23 protein-coding genes are annotated in these 24,290 nt (G+C 53.6%); 9 read left to right on the top strand and 14 right to left on the bottom strand.

What is annotated here, in order from left to right; genetic code table 11:
* Positions 1–39 precede the first annotated feature (39 nt).
* A complete protein-coding gene (locus N9C89_RS11605) occupies positions 40–672 on the bottom strand; it encodes a Hint domain-containing protein (protein WP_263954040.1) in 633 nt (210 codons plus the stop codon).
* Between the two features lie 537 nt (positions 673–1,209).
* Here N9C89_RS11605 and N9C89_RS11610 point away from each other — a divergent pair.
* On the top strand, positions 1,210–2,223 hold the full coding sequence (locus tag N9C89_RS11610) for a hypothetical protein (protein ID WP_263954042.1): 1,014 nt from the start codon (positions 1,210–1,212) through the stop codon (positions 2,221–2,223).
* Positions 2,224–2,227: 4 nt separating this feature from the next.
* Here N9C89_RS11610 and upp read toward each other — a convergent pair whose 3' ends face one another.
* The 5 genes from upp to N9C89_RS11635 are packed head-to-tail and all read right to left on the bottom strand — an operon-like array spanning position 2,228 to position 6,729.
* On the bottom strand, positions 2,228–2,860 hold the full coding sequence (gene upp, locus N9C89_RS11615) for a uracil phosphoribosyltransferase (RefSeq protein ID WP_263954044.1): 633 nt from the start codon (positions 2,858–2,860) through the stop codon (positions 2,228–2,230).
* Positions 2,857–3,843 carry an adenosine deaminase gene (locus tag N9C89_RS11620; RefSeq protein WP_263954045.1) on the bottom strand — a complete coding sequence of 329 codons (987 nt, stop codon included), beginning with the start codon at positions 3,841–3,843 and terminating at the stop codon, positions 2,857–2,859. The genes upp and N9C89_RS11620 overlap by 4 nt, the downstream gene beginning before the upstream one ends.
* Complete coding sequence (locus N9C89_RS11625) at positions 3,840–5,033, bottom strand: phosphopentomutase (protein WP_263954046.1); 1,194 nt, start codon at positions 5,031–5,033, stop codon at positions 3,840–3,842. The genes N9C89_RS11620 and N9C89_RS11625 overlap by 4 nt, the downstream gene beginning before the upstream one ends.
* Positions 5,033–6,337, bottom strand: coding sequence for a thymidine phosphorylase (locus N9C89_RS11630; RefSeq protein ID WP_263954047.1), 1,305 nt, complete (start codon positions 6,335–6,337; stop codon positions 5,033–5,035). Before N9C89_RS11630 ends, N9C89_RS11625 begins: the two co-directional genes overlap by 1 nt.
* Positions 6,337–6,729, bottom strand: coding sequence for a cytidine deaminase (locus tag N9C89_RS11635; RefSeq protein ID WP_263954048.1), 393 nt, complete (start codon positions 6,727–6,729; stop codon positions 6,337–6,339). Before N9C89_RS11635 ends, N9C89_RS11630 begins: the two co-directional genes overlap by 1 nt.
* A gap of 173 nt (positions 6,730–6,902) precedes the next feature.
* On the opposite strand from N9C89_RS11635, the gene N9C89_RS11640 reads away from it, so the two are divergent.
* On the top strand, positions 6,903–9,203 hold the full coding sequence (locus tag N9C89_RS11640) for an NADP-dependent malic enzyme (protein WP_263954050.1): 2,301 nt from the start codon (positions 6,903–6,905) through the stop codon (positions 9,201–9,203).
* A gap of 96 nt (positions 9,204–9,299) precedes the next feature.
* Positions 9,300–11,195 (top strand): propionate-CoA ligase PrpE, encoded by a 1,896-nt coding sequence (prpE, locus tag N9C89_RS11645; RefSeq protein ID WP_263954051.1) that lies wholly within the window; start codon positions 9,300–9,302, stop codon positions 11,193–11,195.
* A gap of 41 nt (positions 11,196–11,236) precedes the next feature.
* Here the strand turns inward: prpE and N9C89_RS11650 are convergent, their stop codons facing one another.
* Positions 11,237–11,998, bottom strand: coding sequence for an NAD kinase (locus N9C89_RS11650; protein WP_263954052.1), 762 nt, complete (start codon positions 11,996–11,998; stop codon positions 11,237–11,239).
* A 192-nt stretch (positions 11,999–12,190) separates the two neighbouring features.
* Between N9C89_RS11650 and glyA the strand changes: the two genes are divergently transcribed.
* The gene (glyA, locus tag N9C89_RS11655) at positions 12,191–13,486 is read left to right on the top strand and encodes a serine hydroxymethyltransferase (RefSeq protein WP_263954053.1); all 1,296 of its coding nucleotides are present in this window, start codon (positions 12,191–12,193) and stop codon (positions 13,484–13,486) included.
* Between the two features lie 52 nt (positions 13,487–13,538).
* Here the strand turns inward: glyA and N9C89_RS11660 are convergent, their stop codons facing one another.
* The gene (locus N9C89_RS11660) at positions 13,539–13,910 is read right to left on the bottom strand and encodes a hypothetical protein (protein WP_263954054.1); all 372 of its coding nucleotides are present in this window, start codon (positions 13,908–13,910) and stop codon (positions 13,539–13,541) included.
* An 86-nt stretch (positions 13,911–13,996) separates the two neighbouring features.
* Here N9C89_RS11660 and N9C89_RS11665 point away from each other — a divergent pair, with 86 nt between their 5' ends.
* Positions 13,997–14,752, top strand: coding sequence for an alpha/beta fold hydrolase (locus N9C89_RS11665; protein ID WP_263954055.1), 756 nt, complete (start codon positions 13,997–13,999; stop codon positions 14,750–14,752).
* A gap of 7 nt (positions 14,753–14,759) precedes the next feature.
* On the opposite strand, the gene N9C89_RS11670 is transcribed toward N9C89_RS11665, so the two are convergent.
* Both N9C89_RS11670 and lepA read right to left on the bottom strand, forming a co-directional pair.
* Positions 14,760–15,317 (bottom strand): PhnA domain-containing protein, encoded by a 558-nt coding sequence (locus N9C89_RS11670; protein WP_263954056.1) that lies wholly within the window; start codon positions 15,315–15,317, stop codon positions 14,760–14,762.
* An 81-nt stretch (positions 15,318–15,398) separates the two neighbouring features.
* On the bottom strand, positions 15,399–17,198 hold the full coding sequence (gene lepA / locus N9C89_RS11675; protein ID WP_263954057.1) for a translation elongation factor 4: 1,800 nt from the start codon (positions 17,196–17,198) through the stop codon (positions 15,399–15,401).
* A 265-nt stretch (positions 17,199–17,463) separates the two neighbouring features.
* Between lepA and N9C89_RS11680 the strand changes: the two genes are divergently transcribed.
* Positions 17,464–17,781 carry a hypothetical protein gene (locus N9C89_RS11680; RefSeq protein WP_263954058.1) on the top strand — a complete coding sequence of 106 codons (318 nt, stop codon included), beginning with the start codon at positions 17,464–17,466 and terminating at the stop codon, positions 17,779–17,781.
* Between the two features lie 54 nt (positions 17,782–17,835).
* On the opposite strand, the gene N9C89_RS11685 is transcribed toward N9C89_RS11680, so the two are convergent.
* The 4 genes from N9C89_RS11685 to meaB all read right to left on the bottom strand — a co-directional run bounded on the left by N9C89_RS11685 (position 17,836) and on the right by meaB (position 20,367).
* Positions 17,836–18,357: a copper chaperone PCu(A)C gene (locus tag N9C89_RS11685; protein ID WP_263954059.1), complete on the bottom strand. Its 522-nt coding sequence runs from the start codon at positions 18,355–18,357 to the stop codon at positions 17,836–17,838.
* A 64-nt stretch (positions 18,358–18,421) separates the two neighbouring features.
* Entirely contained in the window at positions 18,422–18,763 is a 342-nt protein-coding gene (locus N9C89_RS11690; protein ID WP_263954060.1) for a hypothetical protein, read from the bottom strand.
* 161 nt (positions 18,764–18,924) lie between these two features.
* Positions 18,925–19,212: a 50S ribosomal protein L28 gene (gene rpmB, locus N9C89_RS11695; protein ID WP_263954061.1), complete on the bottom strand. Its 288-nt coding sequence runs from the start codon at positions 19,210–19,212 to the stop codon at positions 18,925–18,927.
* Between the two features lie 135 nt (positions 19,213–19,347).
* Positions 19,348–20,367 carry a methylmalonyl Co-A mutase-associated GTPase MeaB gene (meaB, locus tag N9C89_RS11700; protein ID WP_263954062.1) on the bottom strand — a complete coding sequence of 340 codons (1,020 nt, stop codon included), beginning with the start codon at positions 20,365–20,367 and terminating at the stop codon, positions 19,348–19,350.
* 116 nt (positions 20,368–20,483) lie between these two features.
* Between meaB and N9C89_RS11705 the strand changes: the two genes are divergently transcribed.
* The 3 genes from N9C89_RS11705 to N9C89_RS11715 all read left to right on the top strand — a co-directional run bounded on the left by N9C89_RS11705 (position 20,484) and on the right by N9C89_RS11715 (position 24,216).
* Complete coding sequence (locus tag N9C89_RS11705) at positions 20,484–21,224, top strand: DUF3108 domain-containing protein (protein WP_263954063.1); 741 nt, start codon at positions 20,484–20,486, stop codon at positions 21,222–21,224.
* The gene (hrpB, locus tag N9C89_RS11710) at positions 21,221–23,689 is read left to right on the top strand and encodes an ATP-dependent helicase HrpB (RefSeq protein ID WP_263954065.1); all 2,469 of its coding nucleotides are present in this window, start codon (positions 21,221–21,223) and stop codon (positions 23,687–23,689) included. The genes N9C89_RS11705 and hrpB overlap by 4 nt, the downstream gene beginning before the upstream one ends.
* 68 nt (positions 23,690–23,757) lie before the next feature.
* Complete coding sequence (locus N9C89_RS11715) at positions 23,758–24,216, top strand: NUDIX hydrolase (RefSeq protein ID WP_263954066.1); 459 nt, start codon at positions 23,758–23,760, stop codon at positions 24,214–24,216.
* Positions 24,217–24,290 lie beyond the last annotated feature (74 nt).

Here is a 24,290-nt window from a genome sequence, read left to right on the forward strand (position 1 = left end):
ACGCGCCGTTCTTAAATAGATCAAATCGCTATAGAGCGCTCAAGCGGCGAAACGGCCCCCATCAACCAGGTCCGCGGCGTCTTCCATAGCAATTGCACTTGCCAATTTCTTGGCTTCAGACATGGGCAGGGCCTCGTAGGCAGGCTGATCTGCACCTGCCACCTGAACGATGTCCACTTTTTGCCTTTTGGGGCAAAAAAACAATGCGCCGACATTGGCAAAAACCACTTCGTCACGCGCAAATTCCAAGGTTACCACTTCGGGGCAAAGCTCCGGAGCGGACCGTTCGATGCCACGAATGCCTTCGAGAGCCAAGGCGGGCAACAAAACGAACGGGTCGCCATACAGATTTTCGGCTGTATCGCTTTCGACCATCACATGTTGCGATGGCAGTAGAAAAATCTCTTCTCGGTTGCCAAGCGCCTCTGCCGGAACGCGCAACAAGAATGAGTTTTCATCAGCGGAGAATTTCTGGCGGGTAATTGCAAGCACTTCCTGCAAACCACCATCAAACGTCAGAACCTTGTCACCAACAGTGATATTCTGAACTGGGCTCCATCCCCGGCTCGTCGCAACTTTGGTGCCTGACATTATCCCCGGATTATTGACGGAACACAGATCAGCATCACGAGCGCCGGAAACTGCACCAGCAGCCTTCCTAACTCTGTTCATTACTGCGTTTCCAAGTCCGAGCATTCGGGTTCTCCGTTTTCGTTACATCGGGCGTTGCTGCTGTGTGCGGGCAGCTTTTGCCGTCGACTTAACCAATTAGATTGATTCTTTCGTTCAGATCGCGTCGAGATTTGGGCAAAAATTTGTCAGAGTTTCCCGTGAGAAGACAAAAGGAGCAGACAGGAGTTATTGACTCCGAGAAATGGAAAAAATGCACATTTTTCGTTCATTTAGCGGGCTTTTTTGGGTGAAAATTTTGTGGAATTTCGTTCGTTATCCGTCCGGACATGTCCTTTTAGGCAGGTGCACTCTATCCGAAAGAGCCAATTTGGAGCGAATCTGTATGAGAAGACCTGTCCTTTTCGGTAGGTTGACCCAAGTTTTTGAGCAAATGTGGCAAAGCCTGACGTTGGGTAAACTTGATCTTAAGTTTCGTGACCACAATTGTCGTTTGGCGCATGTGTGAACTGGTTCTTGTTGCGGAAGGGCTGCTCCGCTAATCTCACTTCATATTCATAAGAACCGAGCAGTAAATTAATGACCGCACTTTCCGAGTACGAACGGTTGGAAACAGAAGGGCTGTGGCGCGAAACGCCCGATGCCCAACTTAGGCGCGTCATTGTGAGCGTTGGGGACACCACGCTCGTTCTAACTGGAAACGCAGACACACCATTGGCGCACTGGTCGCTTCCTGCGATTGTCAGACTGAATCCTGGTGAACACCCTGCTGTCTTTTCCCCGAGCGCCGACGGCGATGAAACGCTTGAGATCGACGAAGAGCTTGTTGTTACCGCGATTGAACGTGTGAAGCGCGCCATTGATCGGCGCCGCTCGCAGCCTGGGCGGTTGCGGTTAATTCTGACGGTCGCCTCACTTACCGCCGTCATTGCGCTCAGCGTGTTTTGGCTTCCGCAGGCGTTGGTCGGGTATGCAGCGCGCATAACGCCGGAAATCAAACGTGCAGAGATCGGAGAAAGCCTTCTCACGCAAATCCGTCGCGTTACGGGGCCTCTATGTTCGCAACCCGAAGCAAATCGGGCCTTGGCACAAATAGCAGCCCGTCTCGGAATAGAAACCGAACGACTTATTGTTGTACGTTCCGGCGTCGCGACGACAAAGCACCTACCCGGCGGATTTATCCTCTTGAACAGCAGCCTCGTTGAAGACACCGAAGACCCGAACGTCGTCGCGGGATATATTATCGCGGAACAACAGCGTGCCGCTCAAGACGATCCGCTCGTAGCGTTGTTTTCAGACGCTGGTGTCACGAGCACCGCGCGCTTCCTGACTTCCGGTCAGATACCCGTTGAAGCGCTCACAGACTACTCCGAGACGCTCCTCACACTTCCGATGGAAGAGCCGCACATCGAACCGTTGCTGGATCGGTTCCGTACGGCCAACATCCCAGCAACGCCTTATGCCTATGCGCTTGATATCTCTGGCGAAACAACCTTGCACTTGATTGAAGCGGACCCAGTCGCGATGACGGCTTACGTACCGATCCTAAGCGACGGAGAATGGGTCGCGCTGCAGGAAATCTGTCAGGGTTAACGCCCTATTTAGTGCCGAACATCCGATCACCAGCATCCCCCAAGCCAGGAACGATATAGCCTTTATCGTTCAGGCGTTCGTCCAGAGACGCCGTGACAATCGGGACATCAGGATGCGCTTCTTTCATGCGCTCCACGCCCTCCGGCGCGGCCAGAAGACACAAGAAGCGAATGTTTTTGGCGCCCGCTTTCTTTAGCAGATCAATCGCAGCCACCGAGGAGTTACCAGTGGCAAGCATCGGATCTACGGCGATGACAAGCCGATCTTCAAGCTCTGTCGGAACCTTGAAATAATACTGAACCGGTTCGAGCGTTTCTTCATCACGATAGAGGCCAACAAACCCCACACGCGCGGAAGGGATGAGCTCCAGAACCCCATCAAGCAATCCGTTGCCCGCACGCAGGATCGAAATAAGCGCCAGCTTCTTCCCGTCAAGAACTGGTGCCTCCATGTCTTGCATCGGCGTTGTGATCGTTTTGGTGGTCATCGCCAGCCCGCTGGTCACCTCATAGGCAAGCAACTGGCTGATTTCGCGGAGCAACTGGCGGAATACTGCGGTCGAGGTTTTCTCTTCGCGCATGAGCGTCAGCTTATGTTGCACGAGGGGGTGTTCGACGACTGTGAGATGCTGGCTCATGCGGCCTCCAATTTCTTTTCGATTTCACTTCGCGTTTCTTCGGAGCAGAACGCCGAGGAGATCGCGCTTTTGTTCAATTCACGGAAAATGCTTTCGTCCCAACCGAATGTTTTGTTGAGCATATCATATTCGTTTTTCATCGTTGTGTGAAAGAAGGGTGGATCATCTGTGGAAACAGAGACTGTGACACCTGATTTGCGCAACAGATCAATCGGATGCTTATCCCACGATGAATAGACGCCCAGCGCGACGTTAGAACCAGGGCAAACTTCAAGCGCAACACCCTTGTCTTTGATCTCGCGGATCAGGTCTGCGTCTTCTATCGCTCTTACGCCATGACCAACTCGCTTGATGCCAAGGTCGCGGATGGACGCGCGAACTTCGTCCGGTCCATTCCATTCGCCCGCGTGCGACGTGAGCTGCAACTTGGCTTCTCTCGCCATATCAAAGGCATAAGCATAATCCTTGGGCTCTCCGTATTTCTCGTCTCCGCCCATGCCAAAACCAACAACCCAATCGCCTGCGGTCTCTGCTGCGCAGAGGGCGGTTTTGCGAGATTGGTCGGCGCCAAAGTGCCGAACCGCGGTTACGATACCCCGCAGAGTTACACCAAGATCGCGCTCGGCGGCATCCGCAGCTTCCTGAATTGCGTGCAGATACTCTTTCCACGCGGCCACATCTCCGCCACCGCAGAAGTCCGGCGCGAGGAACGTTTCGGCATAAACGACTCCGTTCGCGGCACACTCCTCGAGAACGGCCGTGGTAAGGCGCGCGAAATCCTGCGGTGTTTGCAGGCAGGCGGTTGCGGCTTCATAGACTTTCAGGAAATCCCAAAAATCCTTGTATTGATAGTGGCCGTCGTCATCAAAAACGCCTTCAAGCGGCACGCCTTTTTCTTGCGCTAAGCCGCGAATAAATGTGGGGGGAGCTGCGCCCTCCAGATGAAGATGAAGCTCGACTTTTGGTAGCTCTAGTATGCTCATAGCAAATTCTTTCCCGGCCCCTGCGAAGGCACGTCTAGATGTGCAGCGATTGTGGCGGCAACATCCGTAAATTGGCAAATCCCGATCTCACCTGTTCCAGCGCCCTTTATGAGAACTGGAACGCGCTCACGCGTATGATCGGTTCCATGCCATGTGGGGTCATTGCCGTGATCAGCGGTGAAAATCACAAGATCATCTTCTTTGAGGTTCGCGTAGAATGCTGGGAGAGCAGAGTCAAACCATTCAAGCGCTCTGGCATACCCAGAGACATCGCGGCGGTGGCCATACAAGCTGTCAAATTCCACGAAGTTCGCAAAAATCAGGCTGCCGTCCTCTGCGCTTGCGGCATAATCTGCAAGGTGCTGCATCAACTTTTCATCCGCGCCTTTGCGGACCTCATCTATGCCACGCATAGAGAAAATGTCACCAATCTTGCCAACCGCATAGACCTTACGCCCTGCACCTTGAACCCAATCACACAGCGCGGGCGCTGGTGGCAGGATTGCGTAGTCCTTGCGGTTAGTTGTGCGCGTGAACCCGTCTTCCACAGAGCCGACAAAAGGCCGTGCAATTACACGTCCAACTTTCATTTCGTGAAGAATTGGCGCGAGCGTTTCACAGAGATCGAGCAATTTTTGCAGCCCGAAGCTTTCTTCATGCGCGGCTATCTGAAACACGCTGTCTGCGGAGGTATAGCAAATCGGCCACCCTGTTTTGACATGTTCAGCACCGTGCTTCTCGATGATTGCCGTTCCTGATGCATGGCAGTTTCCGAGCGTTCCAGAAACTTGCGCCGATTTACACACCAGTTCCAGAAGTTCATCGTCAAAGGTGTTCTCCTCTGGAAAATAGTGCCAATCCCACGGCACTGGCAAACCAGACAATTCCCAATGACCCGATGGCGTATCTTTGCCGATAGAAACTTCAGTTGCGGCCGCCCAGCGCCCCTCTCTTCCGCCTGTAAGGCCAGGGGCTTTCTCACCCGATGCTAAAGTAATCGCATCTCCAAGACCGAGCGCATCAAGGTTTGGCAATTTCAGCGGTCCGCTGCGCCCCTCCTCTGCACGACCCTCGGCACAAGCCTGCGCAATGTGAAACAGCGTGTTTGCGCCTTCGTCGCCAAACTGAGCAGCATCAGGTGCGCCGCCGCATCCAACGGAATCCAGAACAACCAGAAATGCACGAGCCATCACGTCACCCTTTCTATTACTAGCGGTCTTTGCTCAGGTGTAGCGTTGCCGATCTGGATTGCATCCGTGACCGACTTTACCGCAATCCGCGCATCAACCTCGTTGGCTGCATGAACACGCGCTAAAACGTCTCCCTGCTGAACCACAGCACCAAGGCGAATAACATGAGACAAACCAACAGAGGGATCAATCCGAGCGCCGCCAACCAGCCTTCCACCGCCAAGATGAACAACAGCCTGCCCCAAGGCCTGCCCGTCGATTGCAATTACGCGGCCATTCTCTCGCGCTGGAATATCAATGACAAAACGCGCCGCCGGTAGCCGATCGCGCCAGCGTTCAATGAAATCTTTTGGGCCGCCCATTCGGACGATCATTTTGCCAAACCCTTCGGCCGCATGCCCGCCCTCGATCGATTGGCGGATCATCGTTTGACCCTTCGCCTCTGTGTCGGCCTGCCCACTCAAAGCGAGAAGCGTTCCGCCCAATTCAACAGTAAGATCTTGGAGCGGTGTTTGGTGTGGCTCCGTTAGGGCTTTTATGATCTCCATAATTTCAAGCGCGTTGCCGAGACTGCTTGCCAAAGGTTGATTCATATCAGTTATGAGGCCCGCAGTTTTGCAGCCCGCACCATTACCCGTATTCACCAAGGATTGCGCAAGCGCTCGAGCGTCTTCGACCGTTTCCATAAACGCGCCAGAGCCACATTTGATATCAAGAACCAAGGCCTCAAGGCCACTTGCAAGTTTCTTTGAGAGGATCGAAGCAGTTATGAGATCAACGCTTTCAACAGTTGCCGTTACATCCCGCACCGCATAGAGGCGTTTGTCTGCGGGTGCGATATCAGCGCTCGCACTTACAATGGCAAAGCCGATATCCTCGACAATCTCGCGAAACTCTTGTTTTCCAACCTCAGTGGACACACCCGGGATCGCCTCAAGCTTATCCAATGTGCCGCCTGTATGGCCAAGGCCACGACCGGAAATCATCGGAATATAGACACCACAAGAGGCCAATGCCGGAGCGAGCAGTAATGAGACACAATCACCAACGCCACCGGTTGAATGCTTATCCACCACCGGCCCGGGCACATCCCAATTCAGTATTTCGCCGCTGTCGCGCATAGCTTCGGTGAGCGCAACCCGCCCCTCTTCGCCAAGTCCATTGAGACAAACGGCCATCGCGAATGCACCTGCCTGCGCGTCAGAAATATCTCCGCTAGCAAGCCCATTGGCAAAGTCGCGCAGGTCTTCGCGTGAAGGCGTTTCCCCCTGCCGCAACTCCGCAATGACGGCGCGCGCATCCATCAGGAGTTATCCATGTGCGCCTGCGTGAACACACCGGGCAACAGCTCTGCCAGCGTCATAGTTTGAGCGTTTCCTTCGAGCGTTGTCATCGTGACCTTGACGTCGCCTTTGCCAAACTCGGACAATTTTTGCCGGCACCCGCCACACGGGCTAACGGGCAAAGGCGAATCCGCGATCACAACGACCTCTTCGATTTCACTATCACCCGCAGCAATCATCGCTGCGATAGCGCCCGCTTCCGCGCAAGTTCCCTCAGGATAAGCCACGTTCTCGACATTGCAGCCCTGATACACATTGCCAGAGGTTGCGCGGATCGCAGCACCTACTTTGAAATTTGAATAGGGCGCATATGCGCGCTCTCGGATTTCGGTTGCGGCATCTAGCAAAGACATATGAGCCCCCATTTTTTACCTATCGGTCAACTTTGCCTTGCCCTGCTGAATGATGCAAGTGTTACCGATCGGCAATAAAGTGTTTCTTGATAGCCCGTATTGACGCAACGCAAGGCAATGCGTTAGGCATGTCGCGAAATAGTTTAACGCTAAACTATACATGGAGGCCCACCATGAATGACACAGTAAACGACTCGAACCGCCAAGCTGCGCTATACTACCACGAGTACCCCAAACCGGGGAAACTCGAAGTGCGCGCAACCAAGCCCCTCGCTAACGGACGTGACCTTTCGCGCGCCTATAGTCCCGGGGTTGCCGAAGCCTGCTTAGAGATCAAATCCGATGCCTCGACAGCCAGTCGATACACTTCACGCGGCAATCTTGTGGCGGTGGTCAGCAACGGTTCTGCTGTTCTTGGACTTGGCAACATCGGCGCGTTGGCTTCCAAACCTGTGATGGAAGGCAAAGCGGTTCTTTTCAAGAAATTCGCCAATATCGACTGCTTTGACATCGAAGTTGATGAAACAGACCCGGAAAAGCTTGCAGATATCGTTTGCGCACTTGGCCCGACGTTTGGAGCGATCAATCTTGAGGACATCAAAGCGCCAGACTGCTTTATCGTGGAGAAAATCTGTCGCGAACGGATGAATATCCCTGTGTTCCACGATGATCAGCACGGAACGGCGATTGTTGTGGGGGCCGCCGCAACAAACGCGCTTCGTGTGGCTGGCAAAAAATTCGAAGACATCAAAGTTGTCTCGACCGGTGGCGGAGCGGCGGGGATCGCGTGTTTGAACATGCTTCTCAAGCTTGGCATCAAACGCGAAAACGTTTGGCTCTGTGATATCGACGGCCTCGTCTACAAGGGCCGCGAGAGCGAAATGACTCCGCAGAAAGCGGAATTCGCCCAAGACAGCGATTTGCGAACTCTTGATGATGTCATCGATGGCGCAGACTTGTTCCTTGGCTTGTCAGGGCCAGGCGTTCTGAAGCCCGAAATGGTTTCCAAGATGGCGGAAAAGCCAATCATCTTCGCCCTTGCGAACCCGACACCAGAAATCCTGCCGGAATTGGTCCGAGAAGTGGCTCCCGATGCGATTATCGCCACCGGTCGCAGCGACTACCCTAATCAGGTGAACAATGTTCTCTGTTTCCCGTTTATCTTCCGAGGCGCGCTAGATGCTGGCGCAACAGAGATCAACGACGAGATGCAGCTTGCCTGTATCGAAGGGATCGCCGCCCTAGCCCGTGCAACCACGAGCGCAGAAGCCGCTGCCGCCTATAAAGGCGAGCAAATGACATTTGGCGCAGACTATCTCATCCCTAAACCGTTCGATCCGCGCCTTATGGGTGTTGTTGCCAGCGCAGTTGTAAAAGCTGCAATGAAAAGTGGCGTTGCCAAGCGCCCAATCGAAGACCTCAAGGCGTATAAGGCAAATCTTGATGGTTCGGTCTTTAAATCGGCGCTCATCATGCGCCCGGTTTTCGAAGCTGCGGCAACCGCCGAGCGCAAGATTGTATTTGCCGAGGGAGAAGACGAACGCGTTTTGCGCACCGCTAGCGCAATGCTTGAAGAAACAACGGACAAACCGATCCTGATCGGACGCCCCGAAGTTATCGAAATGCGGTGCGAACGCGCCGGTCTCTCTATTCGACCAGGCCGCGATTTCGATCTCGTAAACCCAGAAAACGACCCGCGCTATCGGGACTATTGGGGTACGTATCACCAGTTGATGGCCCGAAAAGGTGTTTCACCAGATCTTGCCAAAGCAATCATGCGCACGAACACCACAGCGATTGCGGCTGTGGCCGTTGCACGCGGGGATGCAGACAGCCTGATTTGCGGCACTTTTGGCCAGTACCTATGGCATCTGAACTATGTCCAAAACATCCTTGGGACAGGGCCACGCGAAGATGGCCGCGCAGGGCTGCACCCTGTTGGTGCACTCTCGATGATGATCCTTGAGGACGGACCGCTATTTATTGCCGACACCCACGTTCACCCCGAACCCACTCCAGCACAAATAGCCGAGAGTGTTGTTGGAGCGGCCCGCCACGTGCGCCGCTTTGGTGTTGAGCCACGAATTGCGATTTGTAGCTACTCGCAGTTCGGCAACCTTGATTGCGATACAGGGCGCCGTTCCCGCGCTGCACTTGAGATACTCGACAGCGAGCCACGTGATTTCATCTACGAAGGCGAAATGCACATCGATTCCGCTCTCGATCCTGAACTTCGCTCGCGTATCTTCCCGGATTGCCGCCTTGAAGGCGCCGCGAATATCCTTGTGTTTGCCAATACCGACGCGGCCTCTGGCGTTCGCAACGTATTGAAAATGAAAGCAAATGGCCTAGAAGTTGGGCCTATCTTGATGGGTATGGGCAACCGCGCGCATATCGTCACGCCTTCCATTACGGCACGTGGCCTTTTGAACATGAGCGCGATCGCCGGGACGCCTGTTGAATACTACGGCTAGAAGGGCGGCAATCGGGCGCAGGCGTGCCTCTTGCCGCAATTCTCTTGCCCCGCTATGACTTACCTCACGAGAGCGCGATTCTGAGGAGGACGAACCATGGGTTATTCCCAGGTTTATGACGCGTGGAAACAAGACCCCGAAAAATTCTGGATGGACGCCGCACAGGGTATTGATTGGGTCACCCCCCCATCAAAGGCGCTGTTTGACGAACGCGCGCCTCTTTACGAATGGTTTAAAGACGGACAAGTCAACGCGTGTTACAATGCCGTTGATCGGCACGTTGAAAATGGCCGCGGCGAGCAGACCGCACTGATCTATGACAGCCCGATAACCCACACAAAACGCGAAATTAGCTATGTCGAGCTTCGCAATCGCGTTGCCAATCTTGCTGGTGCGCTACGAGCCAAAGGCGTTGAGAAAGGTGACCGCGTTGTCATCTATATGCCGATGATCCCTGAAGCAATTGAGGCCATGCTCGCCTGTGCGCGGCTTGGAGCCGTTCACTCGGTTGTTTTCGGCGGCTTTGCCTCAAATGAACTCGCAGTGCGGATTGACGACGCAAAGCCAAAAGCGATTATCGCAGCTTCGTGTGGATTGGAACCCGGACGTGTTGTGCATTACAAACCGCTGCTTGATGGCGCGATTGACCTTGCTACACACAAGCCCGACTTCTGCGTTATTTTTCAGCGGGAACAAGAGGTTGCCGAACTTGTCGAAGGGCGCGATTTTAACTGGCACGGATTTCAATACGGTGTTGAGCCTGCTGAATGCGTGCCTGTTTCGGGCGATCACCCCGCGTATATCCTATATACATCAGGCACCACAGGCGCACCAAAAGGCGTAATCCGCTCTACTGGCGGGCATCTCGTTGCGCTGAATTGGAGCATGAAGAACGTCTATAACGTCGACCCGGGCGCGGTCTTTTGGGCGGCGTCTGATGTTGGCTGGGTCGTTGGGCACAGCTATATTTGCTATGGGCCATTAATCCACGGCAATACTTCTATTGTGTTTGAAGGAAAGCCCATCGGCACACCCGATGCCGGCACATTCTGGCGCGTAATTTCGGAACATAATGTAAAGAGCTTCTTTACGGCGCCCACAGCGTTTCGCGCCGTCAAACGCGAGGATCCTAACGGAGATTTTGTCAAGAAATACGATATGTCGTCGCTCAAGGCGGTGTATCTCGCGGGAGAGCGCGCAGACCCAGACACGATTGTTTGGGCGCAGGAAAAGCTTAACGTTCCGGTGATCGACCACTGGTGGCAGACTGAAACTGGCTGGGCCATTGCTGCAAACCCGCTGGGCATTGAGGAACTGCCCGTCAAGCTCGGTTCGCCCTCCGTTGCCCTACCCGGTTATCAAGTCGAAGCACTAGATGAAGGCGGACATCCACTTCCCGCCGGAGAGCTCGGCGCGATTGCGATCAAACTACCATTGCCGCCGGGCACACTTCCCAACCTCTGGAATGCCGAGGAGCGATTTGTAAAAAGCTATCTCTCGCACTTCCCCGGTTACTACGAAACGGGCGATGCGGGTTACATAGATGAGGACGGATATGTCTACATCATGGCGCGCACCGATGACGTGATCAATGTGGCAGGCCATCGGCTTTCAACAGGCGCTATGGAAGAGGTTTTGGCAAGTCACCCAGATGTTGCAGAATGCGCGGTGATTGGGCCGAAAGACTCTCTCAAGGGGCAAGTTCCGCTCGGGTTTGTCTGTCTCAACGCAGGGCTTGAGCGGCCACATGACGAAATCAAAGCCGAAATCGTCAAACTGGTGCGCGAAAAAATTGGCCCCGTTGCGGCATTCAAACTGGTTCTTGTAGTAGATCGGCTCCCCAAAACGCGGTCAGGCAAAATCCTGCGCGGAACAATGGTCAAGATCGCGGACGGCGAGGATTTCAAAGCGCCTGCGACGATTGATGACCCTGCTATCCTTGATGAAATCCGAGAAGCCCTTGGCGAAATCGGATTTCCTTCAGCAGCCTAAGCGTAATCAGGAAGGCGGCAATTGCTGCCTTCCCACGTGCCCTAAACGAATTGTTCTCGGATTAGGCGCTCTTCCAGACCGTGGCCTGGATCAAACAAAATCCGGTGCGCGATGCTAGGCTCGCTTCGAATTTCAACAGACAGAACATTCTTTTCCGAACGGCTATCTGCGGCAACCATTACAGGGCGTTTTTCTGGCTCTAGCACATCAAAGCGAACCTTAGCCATTTTCGGCAGCAACGCCCCGCGCCAGCGCCGTGGTCGGAACGCAGACATCGCCGTAAGCGCAAGTACATCCGCACCAATCGGCAAGATCGGCCCATGCGCAGAATAGTTATAAGCTGTTGAGCCTGCTGGCGTAGACAGAAGCGCGCCGTCACAGAAAAGCTCTGGCATCCGGACTTTATCATCCACCGTGATCTGTAGCTTCGCGGCTTGCGGCCCCGCACGCAGCAGAGAGACCTCGTTAATGGCAAGCTCATCATGGGTGCTGCCGTCCGCGCTAACGGCGTGCATGGCGAGCGGGTTGAGGATTTCTTCTTCTGCCGCGTCGAGCCGCTCTTCAAGTTCCTCTTCCGAAAATTCGTTCATCAGGAAACCGATAGTGCCGCAATTCATGCCGTAGACGGGGGTATCAAGATGCTGCGTTCCGTGGAGCGTTTGCAGCATAAAGCCATCCCCACCAAGCGCGACAATCACCTCAGCCAAATCGGCTTCGGCATTTCCGTGCAAATCCTCAAGCCGTTTCAGCGCAAATTGCGCGATCTCGCTATTGCTTGCCCTGAAGTGAAACCGCGCGGTCATAGCCTGCCTTATCCTTGCCTTTCCAACAGTTTGCCCGAGCCAATCGGAAACACAAGGCCCGATTGGAAATAAACCATAACGGAATTTCATGATCCATGCGCAAAAAGTCATGGAATGCAATCAAATCGGGCTTTTGCGAACGGCACGCTTTGGGTAAAAGGCCACATCATTTTTCGCGACAGGGAGACCCCGATGACCGCCACCACAAGCGATAACGGCTTTTTCACAGAAAGCCTTGAAAGCCGTGATCCGGAAATTTTTGCCGTTACACGGCAAGAGCTCGGACGCCAACGAGACGAGATCGAGCTGATCGCCAGCGAGAACATCGTTTCCGCCGCCGTTATGGAAGCGCAGGGTACTGTGCTGACCAACAAATACGCCGAGGGATATCCGGGCAAGCGCTACTATGGTGGTTGTCAGTATGTGGATATTGCCGAAGATCTCGCGATTTCCCGTGCGAAAGAGCTTTTCGGCTGTGAGTTCGCAAACGTTCAGCCCAACTCTGGCTCACAAGCGAACCAAGGTGCCTTTAACGCGCTCATCAAGCCGGGCGACACAATTCTTGGCATGAACCTCGCATCCGGTGGCCACCTCACCCACGGTGCCGCGCCAAACCAATCGGGCAAATGGTTCAACGCCGTTCAATACGGGGTGCGCAAACAAGACAGCCAGATCGACTATGACGCGATCCAAGAGCTTGCAAACGAGCATAAGCCCAAGCTGATCATTGCCGGTGGTTCTGCAATCCCTCGTCAGATCGACTTTGCAAAGTTCCGTGAAATCGCCGATTCCGTGGGCGCATACCTCATGGTCGATATGGCGCATTTCGCTGGTCTTGTTGCTGCTGGTGAACACCCATCGCCCTTCCCGCATGCCGATGTTGTGACAACAACAACCCACAAAACTCTTCGCGGTCCGCGCGGCGGCATGATCCTGACCAACAACGAAGATATCGCCAAAAAAGTCAACTCTGCGATCTTCCCTGGCATTCAGGGTGGCCCGCTCATGCATGTGATCGCCGGCAAGGCCGTTGCCTTCGGCGAAGCCCTGCGTCCAGAGTTCAAAACCTATCAAAAGCAGGTCCGCGCCAATGCTGTTACGTTGGCTGATCAGCTGATGAAAGGTGGCCTTGATATCGTAACTGGCGGTACGGACACACACGTGATGCTCGTTGATTTGCGCCCCAAAGGCGTGAAGGGCAACGCGACTGAAAAAGCGCTCGGACGTGCGAACATCACGACCAACAAAAACGGTATTCCGTTTGACCCCGAAAAGCCGTTTGTGACATCCGGTATCCGCCTTGGTACCCCTGCGGGCACCACACGTGGATTTGGCGAAGAAGAGTTCCGCCAAATTGCCGATATGATTGTTGAGGTCGTTGACGGTCTTGCAACCAATGGCCCTGAAGGCAACGCGGAAGTTGAGGAAGCAGTTAAGGCAAAGGTCGCTGACCTCTGTGCCAAGTTCCCGATCTACCCGAATCTTTAAGTCTTAGGACAAAGCTTCAAGGGGCTCCGCTTTGCGGGGCCCTTTTTCGTTGCTAAACCAGATCGCGCCAGACAAGAAACGCGATGAAAAGCGCGCCACTCACAAAAATTGCAAAGGAAACACTACCCAAGATCGACATGAACAGCCCTTTGCGCCGCTCGCTCGGATTGACCGACTTAAGATAGCTCACGCAGGTCTTGTGGGACTTTGCCAATTTCTTCTCGTCAAGCATCCGCGCAAGTTTTGGATGCTGTGAAAGCTTCTGGGATTCAACGATGTACTGCGCGTCCTTGCGGACATAGCCCGGAAGCAACCGCCCGCTACGCTTAATCCTTTTCTCTAGTGACTTACCCTTTACAGAAAGCTGTTTGGTAAGCAGTGCCGCGACGTCGTCGGCATAACTATCTACTGAAACGATTTTCATAAAATACTCCGCGCGCCACGATACGGCGCAAACAGATTCGGCTCAAGCGGGTGGCACACAAACTCTATACAGGTTACATGAGCAACATGCTTAGAGTTGTTTCCCAAGGTTCTCAGACGAACCTCCCGTCGTTGCTAATTGTCCATGGCTTGTTTGGCTCTGCTCGCAACTGGAATGTTGTAGCAAAGCGCATGTCGGCCACACGTATGGTTTATACGGTTGATATGCGCAATCACGGAGAAAGCCCACGCGCGGAAACGCAAAGCTATGCAGATATGGCGGATGACCTCGCGGAAGTGTTGGAAAGCATCCAAGGCAATGTCGACGTCATCGGTCACTCCATGGGCGGCAAAGCCGCGATGGTTCTGGCATTGCAGCAGCCTGATCTAGTCAATCGCTTACTTGTCGCTGACATCGCGCCAGTTGGCTATTCACATACGCAAACACCGCTGGTTCACGCAATGAAATCGCTCGACTTGTCAGCCATTGAGCGGCGTAGCGAAGCCGATGGGCAGCTTGCATCGCAAATCGAGGATGCGGGTGTTCGAGCCTTCCTGCTTCAGTCTCTCGATGTAAAGGAAAAGCGCTGGCGTTTGAATTTGGATGTTCTGGAGGCCGAAATGGAAAAGATTGTCGGCTTTCCCGATGTGACAGGCCAGTATGACAAGCCGACTCTTTTCCTATCGGGCGCGAACTCTGATTATGTTCAGCCAGAGCATCGCCCAAAAATTAAATCGCTGTTCCCGAATGCAAAATTTGCGAAAATTCCAGGAGCGGCCCATTGGCTTCATGCAGAAAAACCGCGTGAATTCGAAGCCGCGCTACAGGCATTCTTCAATTAAATGCGTTTCAGCGCTTCTTAACAAACTCGGTTAAGATCACGATCCGCTGCCCTTCTACACGGCCTTCAATCTGGCCCGCGTTGTCTTCGACGAGGGAAATGTTACGAACGGCAGTCCCCCGCTTCGCCGTAAAGCCCGCGCCTTTTACAGGCAAATCCTTCACGAGCGTCACAGCATCGCCCGCAACCAGAACAGTTCCGTTTGCATCTTTGTGCTCGAGTTTGGGCACTGCGGCACCGGCCTTGGCCCACTCCAGTTCATCCGCTTCAAGATCGAGCATATCAAATAGATCATGCGCCCATGCCTCGTCTTTCAGACGATCAAGTAAACGCCAGACCAAAACCTTTACGGGCGCATGTTCGCTCCACATTGAAGATGTAAGACAGCGCCAATGGTGTGGGTCAAGCTCGCCATCGATCTGCTCGATGCACTTCTGGCAAAGAAATGCAGACATATGCACCGTATTGTCGGCGTTTGGCCCGACATCATATTGCGCAAGATGGTCGCTTGAGCCGCAAAGCTCGCATTGATCGTTTGAGCGGGCGGACAGTGCGGAAAGAGGCATGGCGGACCTTTATGTTGAGCTTCGCGTACACGAAGTCTACTCCCGCACCGAAACGATGCCAACCCGCGCAGATGGTCGCGCCTAGTCGTCCATCTTGAGCGCGTTGATAAAGGCCTGCTGTGGGATTTCCACCTTGCCGAATTGGCGCATCTTTTTCTTACCGGCCTTTTGCTTCTCCAAGAGTTTTTTCTTACGAGAAACATCGCCGCCGTAACATTTGGCTGTCACGTCCTTGCGCATTGCCGAAAGTGTTTCGCGTGCCACCACACGGCCACCAATAGCCGCCTGAATCGGAATTTTAAACATATGACGCGGAATAAGCTCTTTGAGCTTTTCAACAAGCGCGCGCCCGCGTTGCTCTGCGCGGTCACGGTGCACCATGGTCGAAAGCGCGTCCACAGGATCCTCATTCACGAGAACGGTCATTTTGACCAAAAAATCCTCGCGATAACCAGTGAGTTGATAGTCAAACGAGGCATAGCCCTTAGTCACCGACTTAAGGCGATCATAAAAGTCAAAGACGACCTCGTTGAGCGGCAAGTCATAAACCACCATCGCCCGCGAACCCGCATAAGTCAGGTCAAGCTGGATGCCGCGGCGGTCTTGGCAAAGCTTTAGCACGTCACCGAGGTATTCATCCGGCACAAGGATTGTCGCTTTAATCCGCGGCTCTTCTATATGGTCCACATGGGTCAGATCAGGCATGTCAGCGGGATTGTGAAGCTCCAGCATCGTGCCGTCACGCATATGCACATGATAAATCACCGACGGCGCGGTCGTGATCAGCTCGATGTTGTATTCACGCTCAATCCGATCGCGGATCACCTCAAGGTGCAACAGCCCGAGGAAGCCACAGCGAAAGCCAAAGCCAAGCGCTGCCGAGGTTTCCATTTCGTAAGAGAAGCTGGCGTCGTTCAGAGCGAGCTTCTCAATTGAATCGCGCAGGTCTTCGAACTCGGCATTATCAACGGGGAAGAGCCCACAGAACACAACTGGCTGTGCTGGTTTGAAGCCCGGCAGTGGCTCCGCGCAACCTTTCTTCTCGTGAGTGATCGTGTCACCAACACGGGTGTCTCGCACTTGTTTGATCGACGCTGTCAGAAAGCCGATCTCGCCCGGTCCAAGCTCATCAATCATGGTCATCTCTGGCTTAAACACGCCAATACGATCAACCGGATGAACAGAGCCGTTCTGCATCATCTTAATGCGGTCACCCTTGCGAAGAACTCCGTCAATCACACGCACAAGAACAATCACACCAAGGTAGGCGTCATACCAGCTGTCAACAAGCATTGCCTTGAGTGGTGCATCACGATTGCCTTCGGGCGCAGGAAGCTCCTTCACAATCGCTTCAAGCGTTTCGTGGATGCCCTGCCCTGTTTTGGCTGACACCTGAATTGCACCTGTGGCGTCAATTCCGATCACGTCCTCGATCTGCTCTGCGACGCGATCGCAATCCGATGCGGGCAAATCAATCTTGTTGAGAACGGGCACAATTTCGTGGTTCGCCTCAATCGCATGGTAAACGTTTGCCAGTGTCTGGGCCTCTACGCCTTGCGAAGAGTCCACAACAAGCAAGCTGCCCTCAACCGCACGCATACTGCGACTCACCTCATAGGCAAAGTCGACGTGGCCCGGCGTGTCGATCAGGTTCAGTACATACTGCTCGCCATCATCGGCAAGGTAATCAATACGCACCGTGTTGGCCTTGATCGTAATACCGCGCTCTCGCTCGATATCCATCGAGTCGAGCAATTGTTCTTTCATCTCCCGCGTCTCAACGGTGCCGGTCTCTTGGATGAGACGGTCAGCGAGCGTGGATTTACCGTGGTCAATATGCGCCACGATGGAGAAGTTACGAATTTTGGCGAGATCTGTCATGGAATTGGATATGAGGTGGATTCGCGTGCTGGTCAAGCGGGGTTGACGCTTGGCATCGTCTCAATTGCGGGTTTTTGCAATAAAAATGGCGCAACCCATCGCCAGTGGCGCTCGGGGTGTATTTGAATTGCCTTTTCGCATCAGGAAAAGAGGAATTTTTATCAACAAATTGATTTTTTCCCTGATTTGAGTCATTCTGCGCTCAGGCAATTCGCACAGAGACTCGCAAAGAGCGCGTGCGAACATCGGTAGAATAGGTAGACATATGAAAACGACAGGCATCCTTATGCTGGCGATGGCGGCCAGCCTTTCTCTAACAGCCCCTCAACCTCTTAACGCTAGCGCGATCGAAAACGCCTGCAATAGCTCGGGCCGCAAAGCCGCAAACCGTGCGCTTTGCGGATGCATTCAAGATGCAGCAGATATGATCCTGACGCGCAGCGACCAACGCAAAGCAGCGAAGTTCTTTAAAGATCCGCATCAAGCACAAGTTATTCGCCAATCCAGCAAGGCAAGTGATGAACGCTTCTGGCTTCGTTACAAAGAGTTTGGCCAGACAGCAGAAACATTCTGTTCTAGCTAAAACGCGAAAAGGCCGGAGAATTCTCCGGCCTTTCCTACTTAAGACGATAACGATTTAGTTCGATTTATCGTCATGCTTCATGTCGCCATGGTCCATTTTGGAATGATCCATGTCGCCGTGATCCATCTTGTGATCTGCGCCACGTTCAAGATCGACAGGAATGTCGACGGTAATGTCACCCGCGTTTTCAAATGTCAGGGTCACAGAAACTGTCTCGCCCTCTTTGAAGCCTTCGCTCAGGCCCATGAACATGACGTGATCGCCACCACGCTCAAGCGCGTGCATACCACCCGCAGGAATGACAAAGCCCTCTTCGACTTCCATCATCTTCATTACGCCGTCACCCATGTCTTTATGAGTATGCAGCTCTGTACGAGGCGCAACGTCTGAAGAAACCGCCACAAGACGATCGTCCTGATCAGACTTATTCATGATGTGGAAGAACGCACCACCCGCTTTTGCGGTTGGTGTGGATGTACGGGCATATGCATCGTGGATTTCGATATCTGCGGCAAAAGCAGGCGCAGCAAGAGCGCCCATGAATACGGAAACGGCAAGGGATTTTACAAAAGACATTTCGAGTCCTTTCTTATGGTCATTGATTGTTAGTTAAGTGTTGGCGGAATCCGCCATGGGTTGCTTAGGCAGCTGCAGGGGGCGCACGTGAGGGCGGCGCTACCGCACTATGTACAGCACGGCGGATTTCGCCCTCGCTTTGGAATATTGCATCCGAATAAACGATAGAGCTTGGGGTCGCATGTGTTTGCTGCGGCGCACCGAAAGCAACCGTCGCCATACATTCGGGGCAAACTGTCTTCTGCTGAATCGGCTGGCCGTCGGCATCGACCTGAACGGTGATATGGCCGTTGCCAACACATAGAACCATCTCGCCCGAAGCATCGGCGCGCATCTGTCCAACCGCCATTGCAACATTGGTCAGCCCAATCAAGGCAACCAACGCGAAGGCGAGCAACTTGCTCATATCTGGAAAAATCCGGCGGTTCATGGCGCGACTATATGGCCGCCTGAAATGCTCCGCCAGTGACAAATTGTAGCTTCACTTGAGCGCGCTTCGAACCAACTGACGCAAACGAGAAAAGCCCCGCCGGTTAGGGCGAGGCCTTTAAGAAATCTGAATGCCGATTAAGCGGTTGCTTGGGCTTTCAGGATGTCTTTTTTGATTTTCAGCGCGTTTTCCGAAAGCTCAGCGTCTTTTGCTTTTGCAAGATACGCGTCCAGACCACCACGGTGATCTACAGAGCGCAGAGCAGCAGCAGAGATTTTGAGCTTGAATGTGCGGCCCAGTGTTTCGGACTGCAGGGAAACGTCATTCAGGTTCGGGAGGAACCGACGACGTGTACGGTTTTTCGCATGGCTGACATTGTTGCCAACCATAGGGCCTTTTCCGGTCAATTCGCAACGACGTGCCATGATGATCTTCCTTTGTCGTGGCCATGTAAGAGCGGATCCCTCACACAACTCGATAACATAAATGGGCGCCAACACAGTGACGCCCTGAATTCCGTTCGCGGTTATTACGTCCGATATGAGGGGACGTCAAGCGATTCATCCGGTGGTTTTTAACGCTTTCAGCAAGTTTTCCGCGGCAACCGAGGGGCTCACTGTGCCATCACTCACATTGGAGCGGTAGTTTTGCATTAAATTCCGAATCGTTTCGCTTTCCGTGAGCTGCGCGAGCAGCCCCGCTTCGACCTCTTGTTGAAACCAATCCGCGGCCTGACTTGCGCGAGCCTTATCCCAAACCCCGCTCTCTTTACGCCAATTGGCAAGAGTTTCGATTTCTTCCCAAACGTCGGCAATCCCCTCCTCCTCAAGTGCAGAGGCAAGCATCGCCTTTGGAAACCCGTCCGGATCACGCGCGCGCTTTCGAAGCAGCCGAAGCGCACCGGCATAATCTGCACAGGTTCGCGTGGCCGCTTGTTTGAGGTCCCCATCCGCTTTGTTCACGACGATGATATCGGCAATTTCCATAATGCCGCGTTTTACACCCTGAAGCTCGTCGCCTCCGGCTGGAGCCATAAGCAATAGAAAGATGTCGGAAACACCAGCTACCATTGTTTCGCTCTGCCCGACTCCCACGGTCTCGATCAGGATCACATCATATCCCGCCGCTTCACACAGGGTAACCGCCTCGCGCGTTCGCCGTGCAACGCCACCAAGGGTGTTGGAGCTTGGCGAGGGACGAATGAACGCGTTGGGCGCACGCGACAATAGGCTCATGCGCGTTTTATCACCAAGGATAGAGCCGCCTGATCGCGCAGAACTTGGATCAACCGCAAGAACCGCAACACGTAAGCCCTTGTTGACGAGCATCATACCGAATGACTCGATGAACGTTGATTTCCCGACTCCCGGCGTGCCGGACAATCCAATCCGAAGCGCTTGTTTAGAGTTGTCGCCAGTCTCCTGCCGGACCCGCGACAAAAGCTCGAGCGCATCTTTGCGATGGCTTGGCTTAACACTTTCGATAAGTGTGATCGCCCGCGCCAAGGCGCGTCGCTGTCCGCCAACCAATCCCTCAGCAAGCTCGGCGACCTCAGATGTTGGTTTTTCTGGTGCGCTCAATGGGCAGCCTTTCGCCTGATAGTGTCACGACTTTGCGCGTGATATTGGATAACATTGCCATTTCCACCAAGTATTTGCCATACCAAGAGCCGAATCCACACAGGAATCCTGTCTATATGTTCAAATCCATTCTGCGCGTCGCTGTTACCCGCATGGCCGCAACACTTTGTCTCGTAATTTCGACGCCGCTATTGGCCGAAACACTCAAAGATCAAGGGCAATACAAACTGTATCTCAGCGGGATACCCGCGGGCGGACTTGCATTCAATGCTGTGAACGACGGGAATACTTACCGCATCGGCGGGAAGCTTGCGAGCACAGGCCTTGTTGGTTCAGTGGTTAAAGTTAGCTATGACGCGCAATCCGCAGGGCTTGTGCGCGGCGACAAGCTGATCCCAACGCGATACTCCGAACAGGCAAACACCGGCCGGCGCAAACAAAGTAGCTCGCTCAATTACAAGAATGGCGTACCGCAAGTCTTGGAAGTTAAGCCAAAACGCAAACCCAAGAAATACGATGCCGACCCATCAAAACAAAAGGGCACATTGGATACGCTAACATCGATGTACACACTGCTGCGCAAGGTTGATCAAAAAGACGTATGCACGCTCAATGTTCAAACCTTTGATGGCCGCAGGCGCAGCGAAACGCGCCTGTCAAAGCCAATCGTGAACGGAAACGAAATCACATGTAATGGCGTTTACCGGCGTATCGAAGGTTTTTCGCCTCGTGAGATGCGCGAACGCGTTAATTTCGAGTTCAAGGTCGTTTACTCGAAATTGCCTACGGGGCAGTATCATGTAACCAAAATTTTCACCGACACCCTTTTCGGACGCGCCAGCCTGATACGACAGTGAACCCAAGCCAGTTTTCTCTTCCTATTGACGAAGTTGTCGGCGCGTTCTGTGACGCGCTCCACCGGCATGGCCGCGTCGTTTTGCAAGCGCCTCCAGGCGCAGGCAAAACAACACGTATCCCTCTAGCGATACGAGAGAGCAGCAAGACCACTGGCCGCATTCTCATGCTTGAACCAAGACGGCTTGCAGCGCGCGCCGCCGCAGAGCGAATGGCCAGAACACTTGGCGAAAACGTCGGCGAAACGGTTGGCTATCGGATTAAGGGCGAAGTCAAATCAGGCAAGAATACACGTATTGAGGTTGTAACCGAAGGTATCTTGACGCGCATGATCCAATCCGACCCCGAATTATCGGGCGTCGACACGATCATATTTGACGAATTCCACGAGCGAAGCCTCAATGCCGATTTGGGCTTGGCTCTCTGTTGGGAGATCAAGGGTGCGCTGCGTGACGATCTCCAGATTGTCGTAATGTCGGCCACGCTTGACGCTGCTCCAGTTGCTGCATTGCTTGATGATTGCCCAATTATAACATCAGAAGGCCGCAGTTTTCCGGTAGAGACCCGACACCTGCCAAAACCAATCGCAAGAACCGCCAAGAAACGCGGGTGGTTTGAAGACGCCGCCGCGAGTTTGATCGAAACAGCGGTGAACGAAACAGAGGGCGGCGTTTTGGTGTTTCTGCCTGGAGAGGGTGAAATCCGGCGTGTCGAAACGCGACTAAAAGGCCGCGTTCCCTCGGATTGTCATATTCACACACTTTTCGGCGCTATGAACTTCAAAGACCAGCGCGCAGCGATTGCGCCAGCCAAGTCCGGTCGCAAGATCGTGCTGGCCACCGCAATTGCAGAAACTTCCCTTACAATTGAGGACGTGCGCGTTGTTGTGGATTGCGGACGATCGAGACGCGCACGTTTTGATCCATCATCAGGCATGTCGCGGCTCGTGACCGAACCGGTGTCCCGAGCAGAGGCGGAGCAGCGCCGCGGTCGCGCGGGCCGCGTTGCCGAAGGTACGTGTTATCGAATGTGGACAAAAGGAGAGGAAGGCGCACTTTCGGCCTTTCCTCCTGCTGAAATTGAATCAACTGATCTGGCATCCCTTGTGCTGGAACTCGCGCTTTGGGGCGCAGCAAGCGCAGATGAACTCGCCTTTCTCACTCCACCAAACACCGGTGCAATGATAGAGGCCCGTCGTCTATTACAATCTCTCGGCGCGCTCGACGATGAAGGGCGCACTTCCCACCATGGCAAACAAATCGCGCGCCTTCCGCTGCATCCTAGATTGGCGCATATGCTGCTAAAGGCTGGTGACAATGCTATTCCCCTCGCCGCGCTGATTAACGGTCGCGATCCAATTCGCGGCCAAGGATGCGACATACGCAAGCGGCTCGAATTAATCCGCTCGTCTTCTCCTAAAAACTTTGCCGCAGAGCTTAACCACGCGGCATTTCACTCAATAAAAGATGAAATGAAGTCGCTGGTAAAATCACTCAAAGGGGTCCAGCCCCCCGAAGTTGACTATTCTGAAGCTGAAATGATTGCACTTGCCTATCCAGACAGGATTGCAATGCGACGTCCGGGCGGGCAGCCAAGGTATATTCTATCCGGCGGGAAAGGCGCCTTTTTGGCCGACGATGATCCCCTTGCTGGCGCGCGCATGCTTGTGGTCAGCGATCTCGACGGAGACGCGAAAGAAGCGCGAATTCGTCAAGCACTTCAAATTGACCAAAGCAGCGTAGAACGATTGTTTTCCGATCAACTCATTTGGGTGGAGTCCTGTGAATGGTCACGCCGAGAGCGCAAAGTTCTGGCGCGCAAACAGCAGAAACTTGGCGCTCTTACTCTAAGCGATACAAACTGGAAAGATGCACCAGATGACGCAATTGCCAATGCTGCGCTTGACGGATTCCGCGATATTGGCTTGCCAGTGTCAGCAGCAACGGCGCGCTTTCTGTCGCGCGTCGCACTGTTCCCAGACGATCTGCCTGATATGTGCGTTGATAAGATACTCGACGATGCAGAGGATTGGTTACTTCCTCATATCGCGGGCCTCAAAACTGAAAACCAATTGCGCGGCTTTGATCCACTCCCCGCGCTGAAGCAGCGACTGAACTGGGAGCAAACCAAACTTTTGGACCAACTCGCACCGGCAAGTTTTGTTACGCCACTTGGTCATAAAACGCCGATTGATTATAGCGGAGAAGCTCCCGAAATATCCGTAAGGCTACAGGAGATGTTTGGGGTTACAGAGCACCCAACAGTTGGAAAAAACAGGACTCCGCTGCGCATAACTTTGCTGTCACCTGCTCGTCGGCCCTTGCAAACAACCGCCGACCTCCCAGGCTTCTGGGCCAATTCTTATGCTGATGTTCGCAAAGATATGCGCGGGCAGTATCCAAAGCATCCATGGCCCGAAGACCCGACCAAAGAGGCACCAACTCTGCGTGCGAAGCGGCGTCAATAGTCAACTATTTGTAAACTATTAAAAAATAGCCTATATTATACAAAACAAAGAAACGATGAGGCAAAACAATGGGCAATGCTCTTAAGAAAGCATGGGAAGATTACGTATCGCCCCTGATAAAGCGCCCTGCTCGCGTGCAGGTTGCAGTGCTTTGTTACAAAGGTAACGGAAGCGATAAAAAGGTTCTGCTTGTGACCAGTCGGGACACGGGCCGTTGGATTCTACCCAAGGGTTGGCCGATTGACGGCAAAGATGCTCCGAGTGCTGCCATGCAGGAAGCATGGGAAGAAGCCGGTGTCTCCGAGGGAGAAGTCTCCCGTAAAGCCATCGGTCAGTTTTCCTATGAAAAGAAGATGGATACAGGCGGCATTGAAGTTTGCGAAACATCTATATTTGCGGTCAACGTGAAAAAGCTCGAGGATTCATTTCCCGAAGCTGCGGAACGGGAACGCAAATGGGTAACTCCGACCGAAGCTGCAAACATGGTCCAAGAACCAGAGTTGCAGGCAATTCTCGAAGAATTGTAACGGAAGTACGACATTTTCCTTGATCGAAAGGGTCTCGCCCGTTAGCGATCACCAAAGCCGATTCCGGGGGATGA

The organism is Halocynthiibacter sp. SDUM655004 (genome assembly GCF_026015885.1).
GTDB lineage: Bacteria > Pseudomonadota > Alphaproteobacteria > Rhodobacterales > Rhodobacteraceae > Falsihalocynthiibacter > Falsihalocynthiibacter halioticoli.